This window comes from Algibacter lectus (assembly GCF_004368925.1).
GTDB lineage: Bacteria > Bacteroidota > Bacteroidia > Flavobacteriales > Flavobacteriaceae > Algibacter > Algibacter lectus.
Genome location: NZ_SORL01000007.1, coordinates 1,370,787 through 1,391,101, shown reverse-complemented (window position 1 = coordinate 1,391,101; position 20,315 = coordinate 1,370,787). Strand labels below are relative to the sequence as shown.

Below are 20,315 nucleotides of genomic sequence, written 5' to 3'. Positions count from 1 at the left end.
AATACTACCTTCGATATAACGCAACCAATTGCTAATAGTTGCATCTTCGGGAAAAGCTCAAGATTATGAAATACAAAATTTACCTTATTGCCTTCGTTTTTATTGGAAGTTTATGTCTGTCTTGCGAATCGGACGACATATCTTATCAAAGTAGTTTTGAAAATAGTCTTGAAGCTTTAGAGACTTTCAAAATAGAGACTAATAACTCATACATATATACTGTGCAAAATGGATCTTGGGTGGGATGGTCTAATGAAACGACAATAACAGTACTTAATGGAGAGGTTACTCAAAGACATTTTAAATATTTTATACCAGAAGGTTTAGATGTTAATTTATCTGAAGAGGAACTAGAGTGGATAGAAAATGGAGTAGAAGTTGGAAGTCATACCTCAGGAGCTCAAGCTTTAACCTTAGATGCTATCTACAATAAAGCTGAAAATGAATGGTTGGTTAAAAGAAAAAACGCTAAAACTTACTTTGAAACAGGGAATAACGGATTAATATCAGTTTGTGGTTATACTCAGGATAATTGTACAGACGATTGTTTTAATGGTATTAGAATAATACACATAGAATAAATTTAGTAATTATTATCATTTATAAATAAAAACGGGTTGAAAAGTTTATTACTTTTCAACCCGTTTTTTTATGTTTTTATAATTAATTATTTCGTCTGCTTTTGGAATTTTTTACTAAAAACTAAAAAGAGTACGCCGCATAAAATCCAAGCGGGTAGTGTTACAAAAGATAAAAATACATCAAACTGTACCGAAATAAAGTAGAAAACACCAAAGCTAATAGCCCAAGCCCAAAACACCGATTTATTAAACGATAAGTTAGCCGCTTCAGCATAGTTTTTTATGATGCCGACTTTTTTATGGAAAAAGTGTTCAAATACAATAATGGCTCCAAAAGGCGCTAAAATAAAGCCGTAAAGCGCAACAAAACCTAAAAGTTTCATTGCAAAAGCAGGAAAAAGTCCTGCTAAAGTTGCTATAGCTCCCGCTAAAAGGGTAACCTTTGCTGTAGATAGTTTTGGTAAAATAGCTTGAAAAGCTAAACCAGCTCTGTAAATTGTTGGATTTGCAGTGGTCCAACCTGCTAAAACAACTGCTATAATACCAAAAACACCTATAGCATTATAAGCTAGAGGTCCTGGTGCTACGGGAGGTGCATCACCATTGCTTAAAAAAGTTAAAGCTTCAGGAGATTTTAAGTAAACGGCATATAATAATGCAGCCGCAATCCATGCCATATAATGACCTACGTACATACCTGCCGCTGTTGCCCAGCCTGCTTTGGCTTTTTTTGCAAATCTAAAAACTGATAAATCCGACATACCAATATGCATGGCACCATTAGCAAACCAAGACCAAATTACAACATGCCAAAACGTGAATTTTATTTGCCCAGGAAAGGGCTCTGAACCTTCTCCCCAAATATTCCAAAAATCACTAAAACTAGTTACACCCAATTGGTTAAGAGCTACTATACCACAAGCTAAAAAAGCGATTACAATTATTGGCGACATTAGGTTAGCAGCTTTGGTAACCATATCGTAACCACGTGCTGCAATTATAGATATAACAGCTCCAATAAGAATAACTATGATTATCCAAGTTGCACCGTTAGGCATGGTATCCGTTAGCTTTGGCATAGGCATATTAAATGGTATGCCTACCGCTGTTGCAGAAACAGTTATCATAGACCCTGCTAAAAAGCAAAATAAAATACCGTTAGCTAAGTTATAACCTGTAACTAGTTTTTTTCCACATATTTTTTCTAACTGAAAATATAAAGTCAATCTGTTTTTAATAGCTATTTCTGCAGTTAAAAATCTCCAACTTAAAACGGCCAATAGATTTCCTATTAATAAACCAATAATTAAATCGAAAGCACTTACACCAGCTGTTAAAAACAAGGGGCCAATCATAAACTCAGTTCCTGCAGCATGTTCTCCGGCATACATGCCAATAAAACTCTTCCATCCTTTTAATTTGGATTTTGGTACTGGGGTTCTTTCAAATTCTCCTCCTGCAATATCTTCAATTACATCTTGTTCTATACTTACTTGGCTCATTTAGTTTAGTTTTATGGAATGGTTAGTTCTGTCTAGTAATTTAGTATGTGTTATTTGATTATAAAGGGGACGTGTTTTTTTAGTGAGTAATTTTTACGCAAAAATTTAGAGTTTAATTTTTTATCTGAAATAGAAATGGCCGCACCCAATGCTGATCCTAATGAAGAATCGGTAGTACGTAATTTCATGTTTCTACAATAATGTGATAGTAATTTTACAAAAAGGTCGTTATCACTAAAACCTCCATCAATATAAAGGCGTTTAACATCATCGTCACCAATAACATCTTTTATACTTTTTATTTGAAGAAGAACAAGTTCCGTCATTAATTGATGATAGGCATATTCAAAATTATCATAGCTTATATGAGTTTCTTTTTGCATATCTTGATCAATTAACCCTTCCCATGTAAACATGTGTTTAAAATCGTGTAATATTTCAGAATAGATATCATAATCAAACTTTACATGACGATGATAATCTTCATCCACATCAAAGAGTTTACTTAGTTTATCTATTTGAATTTTATACTCGTTACCTAAAAATAAACGTGTCGCTTTTACAGGTTTTCCATTAATTCTCATATAATTAATAGAGTCTTCAGCATCGCTATCTTCAACAATAGGATGATCTGTAAATGGGTTTAAAGTAATGCTCCAAGTTCCTGTCGATACTAATACAAACTTCTTTTTTACACTACGCACATAAGGCAATAAAGCCGACGAACTATCGTGAATACCCACACCAATTTTAATGCGTTTCCCGTTGTAGTTCATGTTAATACTCGTTTCTGTAGAAACAATAGTTGGTAAAATTTTATGAAGTTCTTCTTTGTAAACCCAACTGTGATAATCTTTTTTTGTGTAATCCCAAAGCCCAGTGTGGCAGCCAATACTAGTATATTCGCTTAAGGCTATTCCTGTAAAAATAAAACTGAGATACTGCGGTAAATGCAGCGAGTATTTTATTTTTTTGAATATTTCGGGTTTGGTATGTTTTATCCAATATAGCTGTAAACCAGAATTTAAAAGACTTAGATCAAAACAACCAGTTGTTTTTAAAAAATCTTCTCTAGGACCATATTTTTCAACAAATTCGTTAACAATACATTTGTCAATTTGCTTGGTGTAATTATACAGAGGCGTAAGTACTTCTCCGTTTTCATCTAAGTGTACAAAGCTGGCACCATAAGTTGAAAAATTTATAGCTTGAATATTATATTCTGAAGCTTCAAGAATGTTTTGAAACACTTTTTTCAGCCATTCTTGAAGCGCTTTTAGGTTCTCGGTAGGATGTCCATCTTCATCTTGAATTTCATCAAAGCTTATGTATTCCTTATAAACTTCTTTGTAATCACTATCAAAAAGAAAGAATTTTTTATTGGTTTTTCCTATGTCGAATACGGCAGTTACATTTATCATTTTAAAATAAATTATAGTCCTGTAGCAACTGTATTTCTACCACGTTCTTTTATAAGTTCATTTCTAACATCTAAAGCACGGTAAGTATTTATAGGGCTTAATGCTCCGCCACGTTCTAGTCTAGCTTTTTCTAGTAACGGACGAACATCTGTTCTATAAGCGTTTTGTAGAATTTCTTGGCATTTTACCACATCGTGATTTAGTTGTGCTTGTTTTAATTTATTTTGATCTATTAAAAGCGCTTTGGCGTAAGCCTCTTGTATAGCTTCTAGAGATTGAATTAAATCTTCTAACGGGTCTTTTACATTGTGGCTAGCATCAATCATCCAAGCTAAATCTGGATTTGCAGGATTGTTTTCCATACCATAAACCAATTCATTAAAAATTAAGAATAGGGCATAAGGTTTAATGCTTCCAACGGTTAAATCATCATCTCCATATTTGCTGTCATTAAAATGGAAACCACCTAGTTTTGCTTTCGACATTAAGATCGATACAATTTGCTCGATATTACTGTTAGGTAGGTGATGGCCTAAATCGACAAGTGAAAAGGCTTTTTCTCCACAGGCATTAGCAAGCATGAATGAGGTTCCCCAATCCTGAATTACCGTACTGTAAAAGTTAGGTTCGTAAGGCTTATATTCAATAAGCATACTCCAATCTGTAGGAAGGTCTTTGTAAATTTCTTTTAAACTGCTTTCTGTATTTTGAAGCGCTGTTTGAAAGTTAGTTTGTCCTGGAAAGCAAGAGCCGTCCGCCAACCATACGGTTAAACTTTTTGAACCTAATTTATTTCCTATATTTATAACATCTAAGTTATGTTGAATAGCTTGTTGCCTTACAGCTTGGCTAACGTTACTTAGAGAGCCGTATTTGTAACTTTCTTTGGCGTTTGCTTGATCTTGAAAGGTATTAGAATTAACAGCATCGAATTTAATATCTAACCCTGAAGCTATTTCTTTTATCGCATTATAATCTTGAGGAATATCCCAAGGAATATGTAATGATACCGCTCCAGCAGTTTGTGTAAGTGTATGTAAAACACCTACATCTTGAATTTTTTGTTCTAAGCTAGAAGGCTCTCCATAGAATGAAAAACGTCCGAAACGAGTTCCTCCAGCTCCTAATGCCCAACTAGGGATAGCAACCTGAAAGTCTTGTAGTTTTGATATAATTTTATTGACATCTACACCTTTTTTTGTTAAGCTATTCGATAAAAAATCGAAATGCTCTTGGTGCGATGTTAAGTCTTTTTTATTGGTGTCTTGAATATGATTTTGTTCTATTTTCATAATTCTTATTAGTTTAGTTTAGTTTAGTTTAGTTGAAGGTGTTTGAAGCATTAATTATTTGGTTAGCAAAAGAATAACGTAACGTTTAAACGTGTTCTGTTAAAAAAAACTTCCATATATAATTTAATATGCTATGGAAGCTTACACTAAAACTAACTCACATAGTTTTTATCTCACAAAGGCATTGGCCATACCACCATCAACATTAATAATATTTCCTGTAGATTTATCGAGTATGGCAACTAAAGAGAACACACCATTAGCAATATCTGCAGGAGTTATTATTTCATTTAATAAATTTCTTTTTGCATAAAAAGCCGGAAGTTCCTCTACAGTAATACCATTGGCTTTAGCTCGACCAGCGGCCCAAGCACCTTCCCAAATTTTACTACCTACAATAACACCATCTGGGTTTACTGTGTTAACTCTAATTTTATCTTTTCCTAGTTCGGCAGCTAACAAACGCACCATGTGTTGTTGTGCTGCTTTTGCAGTACCATAAGCCACGTTATTTGGGCCAGCTACTAAACCGTTTTTACTTGCAATAGCAATGTAATCTCCACCAAGGGCTTGTTTACGCATTATTGCGGTAGCTTGTTTAGCTAAATCGAATTGACCTTTTACCAAAATGTTTTGTAGAGTGTTCCAATCTTTATCTGTTGTATCTTCTAAAGCTTTAGAAATTGCTAAACCAGCACTATGCACCACGATATCTACACCACCAAATTCAATAACTGCTTTTTTGTAAGCAGATGCAATAGATTCTGTATCAGTTACATCGCAAATAGCATAAGTAGATACATCTCTTTTGTAAGTAGCATGCGCTGTAATTAAGCTTTCTTCGTTAATATCTGTAAGTACAACATTGGCTCCTTCTGCAGCTAATCTATCTGCAATAGCTTTTCCAATACCACCACCAGCACCAGTAACTAAAGCCACTTTTCTAGATAAAGGTTGCTCTTTTGGCATACGTTGTAATTTGGCTTCTTCTAGCAACCAATATTCAATATCGAAAGCTTCTTGCCTTGGTAAAGATGTATAAGCTGTAATAGCTTCTGCACCACGCATTACGTTAATGGCGTTTATATAAAACTCACTAGCAACTCGTGTAGTTTGCTTATTTTTTGCAAAACTAAACATACCAACACCAGGATAGATGATAATTACTGGGTTTGCATCACGAATTGCAGGGCTATTATCTTTTTTACAAGTATTATAGTAATCTACATATTCTTGTCTGTAAGCTTCAAAAGCAGGTTCTAATTTCTTTAAAATGGCATCAGCATCAGATAAATCTTCGTTTTTATCTAATGTTAATACTAAAGGCTGAATTTTGGTTCTTAAAAAGTGATCTGGACAAGAGGTTCCCATAGGCGCCAAGCGTTCCAAATCGTTACTGTTTATGAAATCCATAACCACATCGTTATCAGAGAAATGACCAATCATTCTATTTTCCGAAGCACATAAACCTCTTAATAAAGGCATGATTTGCACTGCTTTTTCAAAACGTTCTTCTTTTGGTAAGCTTTCTACTTTTTGACCTCCAAAAACAGAACCTTTTTCTTCCATTTTCTTCTCAATATATTCCGAAGCCATTTCAATCACTTCTAAACTATTGATGTAAGATTCGTATGATGTTTCGCCCCAAGTAAATAAACCATGAGAACCTAAAACAATACCTCTAATTCCAGGATTATCGGCTAAGCATTTTTCTAACTGTAACCCTAAATCGAATCCTGGTTTTTGCCATGGCACCCAACCCATAGTGTCTCCCCAAATTTCTTTGGTAACTTTTTCACTATCCTGAGCCGCGGCAACAGCAATAAGTGCATCTGGGTGTAAGTGATCAATATGAGCAAATGGTAATAAACCGTGAAGCGGCGTATCAATAGATGGAGCTTTACTATCTAAATCGTAGATACAGTGGTTAAATAACCCCACCATTCTATCTTCATCTTCTAAACCGCCGTAAACATTTTTTAAATCGCGTAATCTTTCGGTATATAAACCTGCAATTCCTGAGCGTGTTAATGTTCCAATATCGCCACCAGAACCTTTTACCCACATTACTTCAACCTCTTCATTTGTTAACGGGTCTTTTTCCATGGTTTTACAGCTAGTGTTACCACCACCGTAATTTGTAATTCTTAGGTCGGCTCCTAAAATATTAGATCGATATAAAAATAAGGCTACTTGATCGTCTCCTAAAGCAGAAGCTTTAGTATCATCCCATAAATAATCTACGTGTTTAAATTTTTTTGTATGTGTGCTCATATTTATTATTGTAATGTTACTATACAAATTTATATAATTAGTAATTTGAGTCCATCCTGCACTGTACTGTAATTTAGTAAAAACATTGAAGTTTCTGCGATTCAAATCCGTATTATTCTTTTTAATAAGTTGAATGTTAACTAATTTAAAAGAGGTTTTATTTTTATTAAAAACAGAGAGTAAAGGTTTTTAGGAACAATAGGTTGTTCAAATAATGAAAGTAAAGAATGTGTGGAAGGTGTTTGTTAAAGGAGGTAGAGAAGTAAAGGACGATTTTTTGTACGGAAATCAGCCAATTTTTTGATTAATCACTAAACCTAATATTATTACTTGCATGATTTATTTAGATATTATTTCTTTCCACCTTTCAGATTCCGCAAACTGCTTTACAATGCGATTTCGTTCAGTGAGTAATTCAATCATATATTTTTTGAGGAACAATTTATCAGCTATTTTACCTAAAACTCCAAAAGGAGATTTGTAATAAAAAAGGTCTGTCATTAAAGTCTCATCATTCAATTCCTTAAAGTGATGTTCGTGTTTAAATTCTTTAAAAGCCCCTTTTACCATTTGGTCTGTAAAGTATTTTGGTCGGTTGTATTCGGTGATTTTGGAAGTCAAGTTTTGATAAATACCAAAGTGTTTTGCTCTCCACGTTACGCTTTCGTCTATTCCGATTAATCCACTCGTTTTTCCTGCGATGGCTTCTTCGTTTGTGTGTTCCGTTGAAATTTTGTGTAAATCGATACTTCGCGAGAGATCAAATACTATGCTTCTAGTAGCTTTTATCTTTGTTTGAAGTTTGATTTTTGGCATTTTGGAGGAGTGGTTAGTATAAGAAAAGGAAGGGATTAAAAACGTACTTACTTTCGGCTTAGGACTTGGCTAAATTTAAAATTTTACCGAACTTTATGGACATGTAATAATTTTTGGTCTAGCTCGTAACCTTTATAATTTCATACATTGTTAACGATTGCCTTTTTATTCTCTAATTCCCAATATTTCAGTTCTTTTTTTAATAAGTTGTGTTTAATTTCTTTTCTACAATTAATAATTAATTCCAAGTTTTTAGTAGACTCACCTAAATCGAAAAATAAAGAATCTTTTAATTTAAAATCACCCCAGCGTTCCTTTCTGTCCATCTTTTGAATCAAATTATAAACTTCTAAGAAATAACTTTCGTTATAATTCCCTTTGTTGAATTCTGCTTTTAAGGTACCAACCAACAACTTTTCCTTTATAGCACTTTTTTGCTTATTTAATACTTCTTCGTGTTTTTCTATAAGAGTAAGCATTTCAGGGTAACTTAAAATATCGACTAGTGGTTTTAAGGCTGTTATTTCATAGTTTTTAAAAGGTGTTTTTTCCGTAAGTTCCATTGCCGCTTCAAGCCCTTTTTGTTTGCTATAATTAGATATAAAATCTGATTTTATCAAATTGGCTTCAGTTTTATGTTTAGCTGGAAGACACTTTTTATAGAAGGTTTTAAATTTATTTAGGTCAACATTGTTTATATATTCATAAATACGAATTTGATATCCAAAGGCACTAGTTGGTTCATCCTTTTTACGATATGAATTGACCTTGTATACAGGCATCTGTTCTATATAATACTCCATATCACTCCATTTTTCAAGCTCTTTCATATATTCAAGTAAACTAATGAACAGATGTTTTTGACCAATATCACTATCAACCTTCAGAATCACTTCTAACATCTGTTTTTCATCTAATTTTTCATTGATAAAAAGCTGTTTTAGTCTATGTATATAATCTAGAAAATAATATCCATATCTTCTATGCTCTTCTCCTTCTGCAATGTTTTTTTGTAATAAATCGATATATTTCTTATACTTATTTTGATACCAAGTATTATCGAAATATCCAATATAGTCACTACCATATATTTCTTTTTCTATAATATTGTTATCCTCTAGTTTGATTTTGTCTAAATGGATAACCAATTCAGAATAATTCCGACTAGTAATTTCTTTAAGAACGAACAAATTGGAATATTCATCATTCTCAAATAAATTCAATATTTCTATACAATAGTTAATCTCTTTCATTTTTGAGGTTATTGCTAACGTGTTGTGTAAGAATAGTTGCGTGGTTAAACCACTAACTTACTAAAAATGGAACGAACCAGAGGGAAATCCGCAGGATTTTTCGAGTAGGCGAGAACCAAGCAATTATTTTTACACGGCTTAAGTTAGCACACGTTTTTTAGTTTTTTATTTCTTGTTTTATATTCCCGTTTTCGTCCCAACGTTTTAAATTTAGAAGTTGAGATTGGCTATCAAATTCTTTTTCTTCTTTTTTCTGTCCACTTTCATACCAAAAATCCCACAATCCGATTGGGTTTGCGTCTTTGAAATATCTTCTGCTTTTTAGTTGTCCGTTTTCATACCACTCCAACCATTTTCCGTCCATGAAACCATTATGTAGTTTCCCTTCTTGCTTTTTTTGTTCATTCGGATATGTTTCGGAAACCGTTTCGTATTCCTTGATAGATTTGATTGTCTTGTCAGTTTTTTGATAGTGGAATTTATTAGGCATAAAACCTGTAGTCTCAATTACTAAATCATTGTTAGATAATGTCAGGATATTATATAATGTTGAGCCAAGTAATAAAGTTTTCTCGGAAGAGAATTTGTAGTTAGCCTTGAACTGTTGTCCGTTTTGGTCAAAATCAACTGTTCCATCTTTCTGGAAGTAAATAATAATTTTCTGGCTATTATCAATTAACTCCCAATTCCCAATTATCTTATCTTCTTTGGTTGATTGTCCGTTGCAAGAAGCTGTGACCATTACAATGAATGCTAATATATATGTCAGTTGTGTTTTCATTCTCATATGTGTGCCAACATAAGTATAACCCTATATTCATGTTTTATTACAGATTTTAAATATAACAAAAATGTCCGATAAGTTAATTACGAACTTATCGGACAGATTTATAATTTATTAAAGAAAATATGCTTTTAATATTCTAGCTTAATAAGTTTTCTAACGGTATCTAAAGCATTTATAAGTTTTTCACTAAACTCGAAAGTCATAACATCACTTTCTGTTTTACCTGCACGTATTAATTCATTAAAATGAATAGCCTCGTAGTTATAACCAATAGTTTTATAACCAAAATCTAAAGTTTTTTCTTCCCCGTTAGCAATTACAGTTACTGTAGTTGGCATATGGAACATGGTATTTATTTTGATAGTAGCGTGTTCGCAATAAAAAACAGCCTCGGTTGGAGTAGGTTCTAAAAGTGTACTTTTTAGTTTAGCAGTTTCACCATTGGGGTAAGTAAAGGTCATGCTGCACGTAGAATCGGCGCCATTTTCAAAAAAAGTAGCATCGGCTTGCATATCTTTCGGAAGCCCTAGAGTAGACAATGCTGCAAAAATTGGGTAAATACCAATATCTAATAAACTTCCACCACCTAAAGATTTGTTGAACAATCTAGACGATGTATCAAAATCACGATGAAAACCAAAATCGGCTTCCATTTTTAGAAGTTTGCCGTAAGTTTCATTTTTCAGCTCCTTTAAAACAAATTGATAATGTGGTAAAAAGTACGTCCAAAGTGCTTCCATGAGCAACACGTTTTTTTCTTTGGCTTTCGCTATCATCGAGCTAACTTCATTAGCATCCATAGCAAATGGTTTTTCACATAAAACGGCTATGCCATGTTCTAGGCATAATAAGGTGTTTTCTTTATGTAAAGCATGCGGTGTTGCTATGTATACAGCATCAATGTTTTTGTCTTTTACTAAGGCTTCGTAGCTGTTATAAGCGTGAGTAGCATCATATTTATCAGCAAACAAATCTGCTTTTTCCTGTGAACGCGAAGCTACAGCGTAAAGTTTAGTATTTGGAATCGTTAATAAATCTGATGCAAATTTATTAGCAATATTTCCTAAGCCAATAATGCCCCAGTTTATAGTTTTAACTTCTGATTGATTTGTCATTTGGAATAAGTATTTGGATGATACATGAAATTGAAATTACAATAGCGCAACCCACAAAATTTAACCATAGAAATGGTAGATTAATCACTTCGTTTAAATCTAATAGATATAGTGCAATAACAATAATTTGTGTTAATAATGCACCAATAAATACGGCATTACCTTTCACAAATTTAAAGAAAAATGCTAGAAGAAAAACACCAAGAACATTACCATAAAATATAGAACCAATAATGTTTACCAACTGAATTAAGTTTTCGGCCAAATTTGCAACACAAGCTACGCCTATAGCTATTATTCCCCAAGCAAAAGTAAACCAGCGAGATGCTTTTACCATCTCTTCTTCGGTTTTTTTGCTAGTATTTCGTTTGTATAAATCTATGGTAGTGGTAGAGCCCAAAGCGTTTAATTCACTTGCGGTACTAGACATGGCTGCACTTAGAATAACGGCTAAAAGTAAACCGATTAATCCACGAGGTAAATTATTTAAAATGAAATGGATAAACACATAATCTTTATCATTGCTTTCTATTTTTATGTTTTCACTTTCCGAAGCTTTATCAATTAAATCTCTGGCTTCTTTTCTTAGTTCATCATTGGCTTCATTTGCTAATGCAATGTATTTTGAAGCATCGGGATTATCAGAATTTAAGAACGATTTAATAATGTTTTGCTTATCGTTAAAAATAGCTGTTTGTTCTGCCTGAAGTGTTTTGTATTCATCGGCATATTTAGATTGTAACACAACCTCCGTAGCGGTTGGGTTAAAGTTTACAGGTGCTTCATTAAATTGATAAAACACAAAAACCATTATACCCACAAATAAAATAAAGAATTGCATCGGTATTTTTAAAAGTCCGTTAAAAATTAAACCCAATTGCATTTCTTTAACCGATTTGCCCGAAAGGTAACGCTGTACTTGGCTTTGGTCGGTGCCAAAATAAGATAACATTAAAAATGTACCACCAATAATACCACTCCAAAATGTATAACGGTTATTTAAATTGAATGAAAAATCTAAAACTTCCATTTTTCCGCTAGCCCCAGCAATATCAAGTGCTTTGCTAAAAGTAATGTCTTGCGGTAGTTTGCTCACAATTAAAAAGAAAGCCACCAACATACCAACAAAAATAATAACCATTTGATGTTTTTGCGTGACGTTTACCGCGCGTGTACCACCAGAAACGGTGTAGATAATAACGAGTAAGCCAATAACAATATTTAGGGTGAGTAAATCCCATTTAAGAACAACAGAAAGTATAATAGCAGGAGCAAAAATGGTGATTCCGGCTGCTAAACCACGCTGAATTAAAAATAGAATTGCTGTTAAGGTTCTCGTTTTTAAATCGAATCTATTTTCGAGAAATTCGTATGCTGTATATACTTTTAATCTATGGTATAAAGGTATAAAAACCATACAAATAACTACCATGGCTATTGGTAAGCCAAAGTAAAATTGAACAAAGCCCATACCATCATTAAAGGCTTGCCCTGGTGTTGATAAAAAGGTGATAGCACTAGCTTGTGTAGCCATAACTGATAAGCCAATAGTCCACCATTTAGAGGTGTTCCCGCCTTTTAAATAATCTTGTACATTACGGCTGCCTCGTGTTTGGTATGTTCCGTAAGCTACTATGGCTATTAGTGTAAAGCAAAGTACGGCCCAATCGATCCAATTTAAAGTTTCCATAAATTAAAAGGCTTTTGTAATTAAATAAAACAGAATAAAATAGATGGCGTTGGCAATTAAAACTACAGAATATAATTTTAACCAAACTGGTTTTTTGGGTTGATTTTCTTCCATAATTAATCGTTTAGTTTTGCTTCTTGTTTTAAATCTTCTTTACCAATAGAAAGCATGTTTGCAAACAGTCTATAAGCACCAGAAACACCAGCAGGGAATTCTCTAAAAAAGCTTAAGCCAGTATAAATAAAGTAGCCATTACCGTGTTTAGCAACAAGTAAACTTCCTTTTTTATCGGTTTCACCTTTATCATGCATAGATAAAATAGGAGTAAAGGCAGGTGCCCAATTACTTGGGAAATATAAACCACGTTCTTGCGTCCAACCTTCAAAATCGTGTTGTGTAATTTTGTTAGGGTAATTTAAAACGGGATGTTCAGGGTTTAAAAATGTAACTTCTGCTGTTTCATCGGTAACTCTATCACGAGAAAGTGTAATATCAAAAGGTGCTAAATTATCAACTTTTAAGCGATGATTGGTGTTGTACTGTACAATCATATTTCCGCCTTGAGCGACAAAATCGAACAATAAATCTTGCTTAAATTTTATTTCTTCAACCGTGTTATAAGCTCTAATACCAACCACAACGGCATCAAAATTACTTAGGGTTTCGGCATTAATTTCGTCTGGTTTTAAAATACGAACTTGATATCCTATTTGTTGTAAACTTTCTGGAACTACATCGCCAGCACCTTGTATGTAGGCAATATTTTCACCCTTCTTTTTAATATCTAAACGTACAATTTTGCTTTCGCTTGGTAGTAAAACCGTTTGGAAGGGAATATGATCGTAATCAATTTCAATTAGTTCTTTGGTGTAATCTTTAACGCCAATGTGAACAATAGGGCTAATATTACCTTCACTTTGGTTTTTAGGAGGAATTACAGTGAAAACTAAGGTTTGCTCTTCGCCTTTATTTTTAATTGAAATTTTTTGGCTTTTAGGGAATATGCTCCAGTCTTTTGGATGACAAATTTCTACAGATCCTTCTAAGTCATTTCGGCCAGCTTTTACTACAACGGAAATATCGTGCTGTGCATCAGAATTTAAAATAATAACCTTTTCGGTGATTTTAGCAGATACTTCTGGGATAATTTCAAACGGACGATACAATTCACCTTTTTCTGGTTTAGAAAAACGATAAACCACATTTTTAGTGAACGTAATAGGTGTATTATTTATAAGAAGATTAAAATCTACTTGGTAAACTCTAGGTGTTTCGGGTAAACCAATTAAACTCGTATCATCTACTTGATACATACCTAAAGTTCCTTTTTTAGTTAACCAATAAGGTGTAGTAGGTGTTTGATGGCTACCAACTTTAAAGGTTTCTTTGAAGTTGAATTTGGTGTTTTCTGTTAATTCAATATGTTTAGAAATATTTACACTATTGGCATTTTTAATGCTTTCCAGTCTAATATTTTGATTGCTTCGGTTTAAAACTTCAAGATCTAAGGTTACGGTTTCGTTTTGAGTTGCCCATGGTGTTTCTGCCGATGCTTCTAAATATAAACCAGCACACATCGATATAATCGACTTTAACGCTTTTGTTTTTTGAGTTTTCCAGTGTTCGTTTTCTATGTTTTGAAGTAATTTATAGGCTTCAATTAATTGCGGAAGATGCTGGGACGGATCTTTAAAATTGAAATTATCCTCCACTTCATATAAAATATCTCCAATAGCTTTTCCGCCTTTTACACGATTCCATGAGGTGTCAATACCTTCAAAAATATCTTTGTTTTCACCTAGAGGATCACCTTTTAAAAACTCAATGTATTCGTTTTGCGATCCACGATCTAACACACGACCAAAACCTTGACATAAATGCTGACTTCTAGCTTGTGCCGCAACCTCGTTATTCGATAAGCCTTTTAACGGATAGTACACACCAATATCAAAAGTTAGCATGTTGCTTTTGTCAACAGCATTAAATTTTTCTTCGCTACCATATGCCCACCAACTTGTATTGTAAAATAGGCGTTTTGGTTGCCATAAATCGGTTTGTTTTAATTGATCGGGATAAGCCGTATTTTTGTTTGCTAAATCAAAAGCTTCTAAACTTAAAATGGCAGAACTGGTGTGATGACCATGTGTGCTGCCCGGAGTTCTATGGTCGAACCTGTTAATAATAACATCGGGTTTAAACTGGCGAATAGCTAAAACTACATCGCTTAAAACTTGATCTTTATTCCATATTTCTAAAGTTTCATCGGGATGTTTAGAGTAACCAAAATCGTTAGCTCTAGAGAAAAATTGTTCGCCACCATCTACACGTCTTGCAGCTAGTAATTCTTGAGTTCTAATAACACCTAATAGTTCTCTTATTTCTGGGCCAATAAGGTTTTGTCCGCCATCGCCACGTGTTAAAGATAGGTAGGCTGTACGGGCTTTAACTTCATTAGACATGTATGAAATTAATCGGGTGTTTTCATCATCGGGATGAGCAGCAACATATAATACCGAACCTAAAAAGTTGAGTTTTTCAATAGATTCGTAAATCTCGGTAGATGTTGGTGTTTTGGGTTTTTGTGCTTGTAAAAATGAAACAGTAAAAACTAGTAATATAAAATAATACTTCGTGCTTTGCATAAAAAAGGTAGTTAGCTAAGCTCCAAATATAGCAAAGATTGAAAGGGTTTAAGTTGGTTTTAATGTTTCTTTAACTTTATGTTTTTATATGAGGAAGTCTATTGAGTTTTTAGACATATTTTGAAGGTTTACAACCATTTTTTCTTCTTAAAATAAATAAGCATTCCTATAAAAATAACAATCATTACACCCCAAAGAATAAAATAAGAATGTTGATAGTGGAGCTCTGGAATATAGTCGAAATTCATACCATAAATACCAGCAATAAAGGTTAAAGGAATAAAAATGGAAGCCATAATGGTAAGTACTTTCATTACCTCATTCATTTTATTACTAATGGTTGTCATGTACATATCCATTAAACTCCAAATCATCTCGCGGTAAATATCTATGTTTTCTGAGACTTGAATAAGGTGATCGTAAACATCACGATAGTAGTTAAGTGTTTGTTTAGAAATTAAAGCATTATCACTTTTTTCAATACGATTTATTACTTCGCGAAGCGGAAAAATAGCGCGGCGTACTTTTAGTATTTCACGTTTTAGATTTTGGATATTCTGACTGACGTCATCTGTGGCATTTCCGTTAAAGATATCAGTTTCAAAATCTTCAATTTTATCTCCTAAGATCTCAATAATATTAAAATAGTAGTCGACCACAGCATCTATTAAAACATAGAGCAAATAATCGGATTCCATGGTTCTAACGCGTCCTTTTGCTGTTCTAATACGTTCTCGAACGGCATCAAAAACATCTCCTTCAGATTCCTGGAAGGATAAAACATGGTTTTTCCCTAAAATAAAACTGACTTGTTCCGATATTATTTTTTCATCCTTATCATAATACAACATCTTTAAAACAACGAAGAAATAATCTTCGTATTCATCAATTTTCGGACGTTGCGAGATGTTTACAATATCTTCTAAAACTAAAGGGTGAAAATTGAAATGCTTAGATAGTTTTTCAATTTCCTTTACATGGTTTAATCCATTTAGATTTACCCATGTTATAGAATCACTTCCTTTAAATTGAAAGGTTTCCGAAACATCGGTTAAATGTTTTTCTGTAAATTGAGTTTCATTATAATCGAAAACTTCAATAAAGAGTTTTTCTGAAGATTTTGAACCTGTATAAATGGCTGTTCCCGGTACTTGTCCTGCTTTTTTCTTGTAGTTATGTTTTCTCGCTTTAGCCATTAAAAATTGTATTTAGATAAAGATATAAATAATTTAAATAGCATCAACACCATCATCAACGGTCTCGTCTATAGCATCTTTTTGTATTAAGGTAACGGCCTTTTGTAGCATTAAGTTATTAGGGTATGTTACTAAGTTTCCATTATCTAATCTTAAATGAATTTGAAAGGCTCTAATGTCTTCAATAATAGCTTTTATAGGGAAATCTTTATCATGAATTTCAATTTTATCACCCACTTTATAAGGGAAGTTGAAAAACATAATAATACCAGAAGTAATGTTACTTAAAATAGACCAAATTGCAAATAACGCAATACCGATAACGGCAAAAACAGAAGAAAAAACAACAGCTAAATCATGTACTTGTGCCCCGAATATAAAGGATTCTATTAAAATAGCAATTAAAAATAAAGTTACGGTTATGTAACGTCTAATTAAGCGTATTCTAGCATCGTTTATACCACTTGTGTGTCCAATTTTTGTAATAGCAAAATGGATTAAGGATCTAATGATTAACAAAACAACAAGCACAATAGCTGTGTTTATTAATTCATTTTTAAACGTTTCAAAAAACTGCATGTTTTAAGGTTTTAAAATTTGCTGCAAATATACGCTAGAAAGCAAAGCAAGACGGGTTTATCTTTGTTTTTAAGCGGGTTGCTCGGCAAGCTTGTTTAAGGTTTGATAAACCAAATGCGTTGGTAAGCCCATAACGTTAAAATAAGAACCTTCGAGCTTGGTAACACCAACTTGTCCAATCCATTCTTGAATACCGTAAGCACCTGCTTTATCAAAAGGTTTAGCTGTTTTTATGTAATACAGAATCTCTTCGTCTGTAAAATCTTTAAAACTTACTTTAGTAACGGAGTAAAGTGTTTTAGATGTTGTTTTTGTTGTAAAACAAACCGATGTAATTACCTCGTGCGTGGCATTACTTAAAGATTTCAAAATTTGGAACGCATCAGCTTCATCCGTTGGTTTGCCTAAAGCTTTGTTGTTATGCCAAACTATGGTGTCGCTGGTTATTAAAATATCATTTGGTTGCAATTCATCTTTAAAGGGGGCCGCCTTTAATTGCGCTAAATAATCGCTAATTTCAAAATGCGTTAATCTATTTGGGAATTCTTCTTTAACAGGCTTTAGCCTTATTTCAAAATCTAAACCAAGATCTTTAAAAAATTGCTGCCTACGTGGCGACCCTGAAGCTAGAATAATATTGTAATTTTTAAGTTTCTCTTTAAGCATATGTTTAAAAGTTTCAGCGTGAACAACTGAGGTATATTAGTAGTTAATAAAACCTATTTATTTACGGTTTTACACGTGTATTCCAAAACTATTAGGAATCGTTTAATTTTTCAAGTTAAAATAGTAAATTAACAAGGAAAGTACGCCAAAAAACATCACCAATTTTATTAAACTACTTATTAAGTGATAGTCTTTTTTCGATTTAGCACTAAACAATTTAATACTTGTAAAAATTAGCGGACCTACAATAAAAAAGACAAAGTAACCCGTAGAAAGCATATCTTTATATAGCGAGTTTACAATGTAGTAAATAAGAATTAAAACCGGAATTAACGATAGCACAAACAAAACATTACCCGTTCTATCTCTACCAATAGCAATAGGTAAGGTGTTCATGCCTGCTTTGTAGTCACCATCAATATCTTCCACATCTTTAGCTATTTCTCGTATTAAATTGAGTAGAAATGCAAACACGGCATAATCAAAAATAATTTTAAAAAATGTAAGTTGAATGTCCCTGTTCTCTAAAGTAAGTGCGGGCAGTAGTTCAAAAATACCAACAATTAAAACACTTAGAGCAACAAGAATGGAAATTACAATGTTACCTATTAGAAGTGTCCGTTTTAAATATGTAGCATAAACGTATAGCAAAGCCGAAATAATAACAAAAAGGGAGAAAAAAGCACTTTTACCAACAGCGTGAGATAAGTAAAAACCAACGCCAACGCCAATAAAATTTAAGACTATAAAAAGGTTGTAAGCCGTTTTTTCGGAGATAGAATTGCCAACAATAAGTTTATGTGGCTTATTTACAAAATCGGTTTCAATATCGTAAATATCATTAATAATATTTCCTGCGGCGGCAATACAAATAGTAGCAAAAATTAAAAGAGAAATGCCAATGCCATCCAAACTAATAGCAACCCCAAAAGGTTCTAGAAGCGCATACTTAACTAATAATTGCGTTAAGGCAATCATTAATAAATTCTTCCATCGAATAAGATTTAAGACGTTAAGCATTTATCAAATAAAATGAATAATTAAAAAAGTAAAACTGCGAGGTCGGATAATGAAATTTACAAATTAGTCAAACTGTGCGCTATAAAAACCGCTCCATTTTCCTTGTACTTTCAAAACCTGTTCAATAACATCACGCACCGCGCCCTTTCCGCCTTTTTTATGCGAAATATATTTAGAAATACTCTTAATTTCCGGAACAGCATCTTGCGGACAGCAAGGCAGGCCAATACCTTTCATTACGGGGAAGTCAGGAATGTCGTCGCCCATATAAAGCACGTTTTCCGATTTAATATCATTAGTTGTTAGGTAGTCATCTAGTTGCTCAATTTTATTTTTCGCACCCAGATAAATATCCTTAATACCTAAACCTTCCAAACGTATACGAACGCCATCATTTTTTCCGCCAGAAATAATGCATAAGTTATAACCCTTATCCACGGCAGATCTAATAGCATAGCCATCTTTAACGTTCATGGTTCTTAGCATTTCACCGTTGGTTAAAACCGAAACCGTACCATCGGTAAGTACACCATCTACATCAAAAACAAAGGTGGTAATATGTTCCAAATACTCTTTATAGCTTTTTTCTTCCATGTGTTTTCTGTATTGATGCTGTAAGCAGTTCGTAAATCTTTTTATGTTCAATATTGTTATCCAATATTTTTAAATGTTTTTTAATTGTTTTTTTGTCGTGGCGTTTTGCTGGGCCAGTTTGCGCTCTAAAAGGCGATAAATGCTCAATTTTTTTAGCAGTTTCTAAAATCAATGGCTTTAAAATATCAAACTCGGCCCCTTCGCTCTCCGTAATTTCATGACCAATTCTATATAACTGATTCGTGAAATTATTAACAAAAACCGCAGCCAAATGTAACACGCGCCTTTGGTCGCTATTTACCTTCTGTATAGGGCCACCTAAACTTAAGGCTAATTCCTTTAACATTGGGTAACTATCCTTGTAAATTGTTTCAATACACATCGGCACATTTGCAAAATCAAGTTCTGCACCTTTAGTAAAACTTTGTAACGGGTAGAGTACACCACGTCTGTGTTTTTTATCTAAATCGTAAACCCCAACACCTCCAGAAGTATGCACAACCACACGATCTTCAAACGGAAGTTGTTCCGATAATTCTGCAATAGCATCATCACTAACCGCCAAAATATACACATCGGCAACCTTTAAATTCGATAAATCGTCCGTAATATCAACCTCATTGCTATGCTCCGAAATCGAATCTAAACTCCTGTTATACCATTGAGAAACAGTTACATTATCTGCCTCGCGAAAACCTCTATACAAATGGCTAGCTACATTGCCAGCTCCTAAAATTACTACTGAAATCATCTTGCAAAAATACTAAGCAATTACCAATTTCAAATTAATAAATCAAAATAATTTGCGCGTGCCCCAAGGGTCGGGCTATCACTACTCGCTCCCTTCTAAGGTCGGGGAGCTCAAACAGGCCGTTCAATCCCTCACA

The 20,315-nt window shown here is 33.4% G+C and carries 17 protein-coding genes; 1 reads left to right on the top strand and 16 read right to left on the bottom strand.

Features of this window, described 5'->3' with window-relative positions; translation table 11 throughout:
• Window positions 1-65: 65 nt before the first annotated feature.
• Window positions 66-581, top strand: a complete 516-nt coding sequence (locus tag DFQ06_RS06390; RefSeq protein WP_133966736.1) for a hypothetical protein — start codon at window positions 66-68, stop codon at window positions 579-581.
• 86 nt (window positions 582-667) lie between these two features.
• Here DFQ06_RS06390 and DFQ06_RS06385 read toward each other — a convergent pair whose 3' ends face one another.
• The 16 genes from DFQ06_RS06385 to DFQ06_RS06310 all read right to left on the bottom strand — a co-directional run bounded on the left by DFQ06_RS06385 (window position 668) and on the right by DFQ06_RS06310 (window position 20,179).
• Complete coding sequence (locus DFQ06_RS06385; protein WP_074939327.1) at window positions 668-2,083, bottom strand: purine-cytosine permease family protein; 1,416 nt, start codon at window positions 2,081-2,083, stop codon at window positions 668-670.
• A 50-nt stretch (window positions 2,084-2,133) separates the two neighbouring features.
• A complete protein-coding gene (locus DFQ06_RS06380) occupies window positions 2,134-3,504 on the bottom strand; it encodes an FGGY-family carbohydrate kinase (protein WP_074939329.1) in 1,371 nt (456 codons plus the stop codon).
• Window positions 3,505-3,515: 11 nt separating this feature from the next.
• On the bottom strand, window positions 3,516-4,796 hold the full coding sequence (locus DFQ06_RS06375; RefSeq protein WP_133966735.1) for a sugar isomerase: 1,281 nt from the start codon (window positions 4,794-4,796) through the stop codon (window positions 3,516-3,518).
• Between the two features lie 168 nt (window positions 4,797-4,964).
• A complete protein-coding gene (locus tag DFQ06_RS06370; protein WP_133966733.1) occupies window positions 4,965-7,070 on the bottom strand; it encodes a bifunctional aldolase/short-chain dehydrogenase in 2,106 nt (701 codons plus the stop codon).
• A 339-nt stretch (window positions 7,071-7,409) separates the two neighbouring features.
• Window positions 7,410-7,886, bottom strand: a complete 477-nt coding sequence (locus DFQ06_RS06365; RefSeq protein WP_042498351.1) for an SRPBCC family protein — start codon at window positions 7,884-7,886, stop codon at window positions 7,410-7,412.
• Between the two features lie 140 nt (window positions 7,887-8,026).
• Window positions 8,027-9,139 (bottom strand): hypothetical protein, encoded by a 1,113-nt coding sequence (locus DFQ06_RS06360; protein ID WP_133966732.1) that lies wholly within the window; start codon window positions 9,137-9,139, stop codon window positions 8,027-8,029.
• A 157-nt stretch (window positions 9,140-9,296) separates the two neighbouring features.
• Complete coding sequence (locus tag DFQ06_RS06355) at window positions 9,297-9,920, bottom strand: toxin-antitoxin system YwqK family antitoxin (RefSeq protein ID WP_159140071.1); 624 nt, start codon at window positions 9,918-9,920, stop codon at window positions 9,297-9,299.
• Between the two features lie 134 nt (window positions 9,921-10,054).
• Window positions 10,055-11,041 (bottom strand): Gfo/Idh/MocA family protein, encoded by a 987-nt coding sequence (locus DFQ06_RS06350; RefSeq protein ID WP_133966731.1) that lies wholly within the window; start codon window positions 11,039-11,041, stop codon window positions 10,055-10,057.
• Window positions 11,019-12,731, bottom strand: coding sequence for a sodium:solute symporter family protein (locus DFQ06_RS06345; protein WP_133966729.1), 1,713 nt, complete (start codon window positions 12,729-12,731; stop codon window positions 11,019-11,021). The genes DFQ06_RS06350 and DFQ06_RS06345 overlap by 23 nt, the downstream gene beginning before the upstream one ends.
• 116 nt (window positions 12,732-12,847) lie before the next feature.
• Entirely contained in the window at window positions 12,848-15,373 is a 2,526-nt protein-coding gene (locus DFQ06_RS06340) for a PIG-L family deacetylase (RefSeq protein ID WP_133966727.1), read from the bottom strand.
• Between the two features lie 128 nt (window positions 15,374-15,501).
• The gene (gene corA, locus DFQ06_RS06335) at window positions 15,502-16,569 is read right to left on the bottom strand and encodes a magnesium/cobalt transporter CorA (RefSeq protein WP_042504507.1); all 1,068 of its coding nucleotides are present in this window, start codon (window positions 16,567-16,569) and stop codon (window positions 15,502-15,504) included.
• A gap of 33 nt (window positions 16,570-16,602) precedes the next feature.
• Complete coding sequence (locus DFQ06_RS06330; RefSeq protein ID WP_074935723.1) at window positions 16,603-17,148, bottom strand: mechanosensitive ion channel domain-containing protein; 546 nt, start codon at window positions 17,146-17,148, stop codon at window positions 16,603-16,605.
• 69 nt (window positions 17,149-17,217) lie between these two features.
• A complete protein-coding gene (locus tag DFQ06_RS06325; protein WP_042504514.1) occupies window positions 17,218-17,814 on the bottom strand; it encodes a Maf-like protein in 597 nt (198 codons plus the stop codon).
• 102 nt (window positions 17,815-17,916) lie between these two features.
• A complete protein-coding gene (locus tag DFQ06_RS06320) occupies window positions 17,917-18,834 on the bottom strand; it encodes a geranylgeranylglycerol-phosphate geranylgeranyltransferase (RefSeq protein WP_074935722.1) in 918 nt (305 codons plus the stop codon).
• Window positions 18,835-18,897: 63 nt separating this feature from the next.
• Window positions 18,898-19,428, bottom strand: a complete 531-nt coding sequence (locus DFQ06_RS06315; RefSeq protein ID WP_042498367.1) for a KdsC family phosphatase — start codon at window positions 19,426-19,428, stop codon at window positions 18,898-18,900.
• On the bottom strand, window positions 19,409-20,179 hold the full coding sequence (locus DFQ06_RS06310) for a Rossmann-like and DUF2520 domain-containing protein (RefSeq protein ID WP_042504520.1): 771 nt from the start codon (window positions 20,177-20,179) through the stop codon (window positions 19,409-19,411). Before DFQ06_RS06310 ends, DFQ06_RS06315 begins: the two co-directional genes overlap by 20 nt.
• Window positions 20,180-20,315: the final 136 nt, after the last annotated feature.

Coding starts and splice junctions, on each gene's coding strand:
- DFQ06_RS06350 (WP_133966731.1), bottom strand. CDS start 11,041: ATGACAAATCAATCAGAAGTTAAAACTATAAACTGGGGCATTATTGGC.
- DFQ06_RS06365 (WP_042498351.1), bottom strand. CDS start 7,886: ATGCCAAAAATCAAACTTCAAACAAAGATAAAAGCTACTAGAAGCATA.
- DFQ06_RS06355 (WP_159140071.1), bottom strand. CDS start 9,920: ATGAAAACACAACTGACATATATATTAGCATTCATTGTAATGGTCACA.
- DFQ06_RS06385 (WP_074939327.1), bottom strand. CDS start 2,083: ATGAGCCAAGTAAGTATAGAACAAGATGTAATTGAAGATATTGCAGGA.
- DFQ06_RS06390 (WP_133966736.1), top strand. CDS start 66: ATGAAATACAAAATTTACCTTATTGCCTTCGTTTTTATTGGAAGTTTA.
- DFQ06_RS06310 (WP_042504520.1), bottom strand. CDS start 20,179: ATGATTTCAGTAGTAATTTTAGGAGCTGGCAATGTAGCTAGCCATTTG.
- DFQ06_RS06330 (WP_074935723.1), bottom strand. CDS start 17,148: ATGCAGTTTTTTGAAACGTTTAAAAATGAATTAATAAACACAGCTATT.
- DFQ06_RS06325 (WP_042504514.1), bottom strand. CDS start 17,814: ATGCTTAAAGAGAAACTTAAAAATTACAATATTATTCTAGCTTCAGGG.
- DFQ06_RS06360 (WP_133966732.1), bottom strand. CDS start 9,139: ATGAAAGAGATTAACTATTGTATAGAAATATTGAATTTATTTGAGAAT.
- DFQ06_RS06380 (WP_074939329.1), bottom strand. CDS start 3,504: ATGATAAATGTAACTGCCGTATTCGACATAGGAAAAACCAATAAAAAA.
- DFQ06_RS06370 (WP_133966733.1), bottom strand. CDS start 7,070: ATGAGCACACATACAAAAAAATTTAAACACGTAGATTATTTATGGGAT.
- DFQ06_RS06345 (WP_133966729.1), bottom strand. CDS start 12,731: ATGGAAACTTTAAATTGGATCGATTGGGCCGTACTTTGCTTTACACTA.
- corA (WP_042504507.1), bottom strand. CDS start 16,569: ATGGCTAAAGCGAGAAAACATAACTACAAGAAAAAAGCAGGACAAGTA.
- DFQ06_RS06320 (WP_074935722.1), bottom strand. CDS start 18,834: ATGCTTAACGTCTTAAATCTTATTCGATGGAAGAATTTATTAATGATT.
- DFQ06_RS06340 (WP_133966727.1), bottom strand. CDS start 15,373: ATGCAAAGCACGAAGTATTATTTTATATTACTAGTTTTTACTGTTTCA.
- DFQ06_RS06375 (WP_133966735.1), bottom strand. CDS start 4,796: ATGAAAATAGAACAAAATCATATTCAAGACACCAATAAAAAAGACTTA.
- DFQ06_RS06315 (WP_042498367.1), bottom strand. CDS start 19,428: ATGGAAGAAAAAAGCTATAAAGAGTATTTGGAACATATTACCACCTTT.